Origin of the sequence: Flavobacterium wongokense, assembly GCF_021608265.1 — a bacterium.
In the GTDB taxonomy this organism is placed as follows: Bacteria; Bacteroidota; Bacteroidia; order Flavobacteriales; family Flavobacteriaceae; genus Flavobacterium; species Flavobacterium wongokense.
This window is the reverse complement of the sequence record NZ_JAKIHP010000018.1, coordinates 1-1606: the sequence shown is the minus strand read 5'-3', so window position 1 is coordinate 1606 and position 1606 is coordinate 1. Positions and strand designations below refer to the sequence as shown.

The window sequence follows — 1606 nt, the reverse complement described above, 5'->3', positions numbered from 1 at the left end:
TACTGCTCCGGTTATTTCTACTCAGGCTTCAAACATTGTTGTGGAGTGTGATGGAAATGGAAACGGAAATGCATTAAACGGTTGGTTAGCTAATCACGGTGGTGCTGTAGCTTCTGATAATTGTTCAGATGTGACTTGGACAAACAACTTCAACCAGATTTCTGGTGATTGTTCTGCTGCTGTTACAGTAACATTTACAGCAACTGATGCTTGTGGAAATGCTTCAACATCTACAGCTACATTCACTATTAGTGATACTATTCCTCCGACATTCACAGCTCCTGCGAATATTGAAATATTCACAACCGCTGATTGTACTTATGATGCATCTATTGCTATCACTGGTGATGTAACTGACGAAGCTGACAACTGTGCTCCTGGTATTCAGGCAACATTTGTTGATACTGTTACTAACGGATGTTCAGGTTCACATATCATTACTCGTACTTGGTCATTAGTTGATGCTTGTGGTAACAATGCTGCGACTCAGACACAAACGATTACTATAACTGACAACATCGCTCCTACGTTTACAGCTCCTGCTGATATTACAATAGCTACTACTGCTGATTGTACTTATGATGCTAGCGTTGCTGCTACAGGTGATGTAACAAATGAAGCTGACAACTGTTCAACTGGTCTTCAGGCTACATTTGCTGACAGCATTGCTGATGGTCAGTGTGCAGGTTCACATATCATTACTCGTACATGGTCTCTTGTAGATGCTTGTGGTAACGCAGCAGCTACTCAGACACAAACAATCACTGTAACAGACAACATCGCTCCTACATTCACTGCTCCTGCGAATATCGAGCTATTCACTACTGCTGATTGTACTTATGATGCTAGTGTTGCCGTAACTGGTGATGTGACTAACGAAGCTGATAACTGTTCAACTGGTCTTCAGGCTACATTTGCTGACAGCGTTGCTGATGGTCAATGTGCAGGTTCACATATCATTACACGTATTTGGTCTCTTGTGGATGCTTGTGGTAACGCAGCGGCTACTCAGACACAAACGATTACTGTTACTGACAACATCGCTCCTACATTCACAGCTCCTGCGAATATCGAAGTATTCACAACTGCTGACTGTACTTATGATGCGTCAATTGCAATTACTGGTGATGTAACCAATGAGGCAGACAACTGTTCAACTGGTCTTCAGGCTACATTTGCTGACATCATTGCTGATGGTCAGTGTGCAGGTTCACATATCATTACTCGTACATGGTCTCTTGTAGATGCTTGTGGTAACGCAGCGGCTACTCAGACTCAGACAATAACTGTAACGGATAACATCGCTCCTACATTCACTGCTCCTGCGAATATCGAGATATTCACAACTGCTGATTGTACTTATGATGCTACTGTTGCCGTAACTGGTGATGTTACTAACGAAGCTGATAACTGTTCAACTGGTTTACAGGCTACATTTACTGACAGCGTTGCTGACGGTCAGTGTGCAGGTTCACATATCATTACTCGTACATGGTCTCTTGTAGATGCTTGTGGTAACGCAGCTGCTACTCAGACACAAACGATCACTGTAACGGACAACATCGCTCCTACTTTCACTGCTCCTGCGAATATCGAGATATTCACT

Annotated in this window: 1 pseudogene; it reads left to right on the top strand. The window is 43.0% G+C overall.

The annotated features are described in order from the left end of the window. Positions 1-1606, top strand: a pseudogene (locus L1S31_RS14820) (gliding motility-associated C-terminal domain-containing protein); the annotation flags it as partial.